Below are 3,384 nucleotides of genomic sequence, written 5' to 3' on the forward strand. Positions count from 1 at the left end.
TGTGGGGTGTCCGGGTCTGGTTGCTGTTTGTTGTTTGAGATTTGCATAGTGGACGCGAGCATCTTTGTGGCCAAGTTTTTAAGGGCACACGGTGGATGCCTTGGCATCAGGAGCCGATGAAGGACGTGGGAGGCTGCGTTAAGCCTCGGGGAGTCGCCAACCAGACGTTGATCCGGGGATGTCCGAATGGGGAAACCTAGCACCAGTCATGTGGTGTTGCCTCCGCCTGAATGTATAGGGCGGTTGGTGGTAACGCGGGGAAGTGAAACATCTCAGTACCCGTAGGAAGAGAAAACAAGAGTGATTCCGTGAGTAGTGGTGAGCGAAAGCGGAGGAGGCCAAACCGGGCGTGTGTGATAGCCGGCAGGCGTTGCATGTCCGGGGTTGTGGGACCTTCTTGGTCGATCTGCCGGTCGACCGGGCAGTGAGAAATCGATGGGGTAGTCGAAAGCTCTGGGAAGGGCTGCCGGAGACCGTGAGAGCCGGGTAGGCGAAACCTTGTCGACTGCTGGAGGGGATCCCAAGTAGCACGGGGCCCGAGGAATCCTGTGTGAATCTGCCAGGACCACCTGGTAAGCCTAAATACTCCCTGGTGACCGATAGTGCACGAGTACCGTGAGGGAAAGGTGAAAAGTGCCCCGGTGAGGGGTCGTGAAAGAGTACCTGAAACCGTGTGCCTACAAGCCGTAGGAGCTTACGAGGATTTCGGTCCTCGTGTGATGTGACTGCGTGCCTTTTGAAGAATGAGCCTGCGAGTTATGGTGTGTGGCGAGGTTAACCCGTGTGGGGGAGCCGTAGCGAAAGCGAGTCTGAAGAGGGCGTTTGAGTCGCATGCTGTAGACCCGAAGCGAAGTGATCTACGCATGGGCAGGTTGAAGCTCAGGTAAGACTGGGTGGAGGACCGAACCCACCAGGGTTGAAAACCTGGGGGATGATCTGTGTGTAGGGGTGAAAGGCCAATCAAACTTCGTGATAGCTGGTTCTCCCCGAAATGCATTTAGGTGCAGCGTTGCGTGTTTCTTGCCGGAGGTAGAGCACTGGATGGCCGATGGGCCCGACAAGGTTACTGACGTCAGCCAAACTCCGAATGCCGGTAAGTGAGAGCGTGGCAGTGAGACTGCGGGCGATAAGGTTCGTAGTCGAGAGGGAAACAGCCCAGATCACCGACTAAGGCCCCTAAGCGTGTGCTAAGTGGGAAAGGATGTGGAGTCGCAGAGACAACCAGGAGGTTGGCTTAGAAGCAGCCACCCTTGAAAGAGTGCGTAATAGCTCACTGGTCAAGTGATTCTGCGCCGACAATGTAGCGGGGCTCAAGCACACCGCCGAAGTCGTGGCACTGATGGGACGTTGAGTCTTGTTGGTGGGTAGGGGAGCGTCGTGCTGCCGGTGAAGCCGCCGAGTGATCGAGTGGTGGAGGCTGTGCGAGTGAGAATGCAGGCATGAGTAGCGAATCGAGGGTGAGAAACCCTCGCGCCGGATGACCAAGGGTTCCTGGGGCAGGTTAATCCGCCCAGGGTAAGTCGGGACCTAAGGCGAGGCCGACAGGCGTAGTCGATGGACAACGGGTTGATATTCCCGTACCCGCTTCAATGCGCCCATATCGAACCTCGTGATGCTAAGAGTCCTTAGCTCGCTCGGGCCTTCGGGTCTGGGGTCAGGGTGAACGCTCGATCCGATCGGGTAGTAGGTAAGCGATGGGGTGACGCAGGAAGGTAGTCCAGCCCAGGCGATGGTTGTCCTGGGGTAAGCATGTAGGGAGTGGGGTAGGCAAATCCGCCCCGCATTGATCCTGAGATGTGATGCCGAGCCGATTGTGGCGAAGTGGATGATCCTATGCTGCCGAGAAAAGCCTCTAGTGAGTGTTGTGGCGGCCCGTACCCTAAACCGACTCAGGTGGTCAGGTAGAGAATACCAAGGCGATCGGGTGAACTGTGGTTAAGGAACTCGGCAAATTGCCCCCGTAACTTCGGGAGAAGGGGGACCTCTGCTGGTGAACATCCTTGCGGTGGGAGCTGGTGGGGGTCGCAGTGGCCAGGGGGAAGCGACTGTTTACTAAAAACACAGGTCCGTGCGAAGTCGTAAGACGATGTATACGGACTGACGCCTGCCCGGTGCCGGAACGTTAAGGGGACCGCTTAGCCGGCTTTCGAGTCGGCGAAGGTGAGAACTTAAGCGCCGGTAAACGGCGGTGGTAACTATAACCATCCTAAGGTAGCGAAATTCCTTGTCGGGTAAGTTCCGACCTGCACGAATGGCGTAACGACTTCCCCGCTGTCTCAACCGCAGACCCGGCGAAATTGCACTACGAGTAAAGATGCTCGTTTCGCGCAGCAGGACGGAAAGACCCCGGGACCTTCACTACAGCTTGACATTGGTGTTTGGAGCGTCTTGTGTAGGATAGGTGGGAGACTGGGAAGCTCGGACGCTAGTTCGGGTGGAGTCGTTGGTGAAATACCACTCTGGTCGTTTTGAATGTCTAACTCTGGTCCGTGATCCGGATCGGGGACAGTGTCTGGTGGGTAGTTTAACTGGGGCGGTTGCCTCCTAAAGGGTAACGGAGGCGCCCAAAGGTTCCCTCAGCCTGGTTGGCAATCAGGTGTTGAGTGTAAGTGCACAAGGGAGCTTGACTGTGAGACTGACGGGTCGAGCAGGAGCGAAAGCTGGGACTAGTGATCCGGCATCGGCGTGTGGAAGCGGTGTCGCTCAACGGCTAAAAGGTACCCCGGGGATAACAGGCTGATCTTCCCCAAGAGTCCATATCGACGGGATGGTTTGGCACCTCGATGTCGGCTCGTCGCATCCTGGGGCTGGAGTAGGTCCCAAGGGTTGGGCTGTTCGCCCATTAAAGCGGTACGCGAGCTGGGTTTAGAACGTCGCGAGACAGTTCGGTCCCTATCCGCTGCGCGCGCAGGAGACTTGAAAGGGGCTGTCCCTAGTACGAGAGGACCGGGACGGACGAACCTCTGGTGTGCCAGTTGTATCGCCAGGTGCATGGCTGGTTGGCTACGTTCGGGAGGGATAACCGCTGAAAGCATCTAAGCGGGAAGCTTGCCTTGAGATGAGGTCTCCCACCCTGTGAGGGGGTAAGGCTCCCGGGAGATGACCGGGTTGATAGGCCGGAGGTGGAAGCGCGGTAACGTGTGGAGCTGACCGGTACTAATAGGCCGAGGACTTGACCACAAAGCATTCTTTTGAGTTTTGCTCGCGTCCACTAGGCAATTCTGAGACAACAAGCCGTTGGTTTGTGTGTTTCGGAGGGTTACGGCGGTTATGGCGGGAAGGAAACACCCGGTTACATTCCGAACCCGGAAGTTAAGCTTCTCTGCGCCGATGGTACTGCACTCGGGAGGGTGTGGGAGAGTAGGTCACCGCCGGACAATCTTT

2 rRNA genes are annotated in these 3,384 nt (G+C 57.2%); both read left to right on the plus strand.

Annotated features, from left to right (window positions below):
- Nucleotides 1-68 precede the first annotated feature (68 nt).
- A 23S ribosomal RNA gene (locus OUY22_RS36255) occupies nucleotides 69-3,180 on the plus strand.
- 80 nt (nucleotides 3,181-3,260) lie between these two features.
- Nucleotides 3,261-3,377 (plus strand): 5S ribosomal RNA (rrf, locus tag OUY22_RS36260).
- Nucleotides 3,378-3,384 lie beyond the last annotated feature (7 nt).

Source organism: Nonomuraea corallina (assembly GCF_027620315.1).
In the GTDB taxonomy this organism is placed as follows: Bacteria; Actinomycetota; Actinomycetes; order Streptosporangiales; family Streptosporangiaceae; genus Nonomuraea; species Nonomuraea corallina.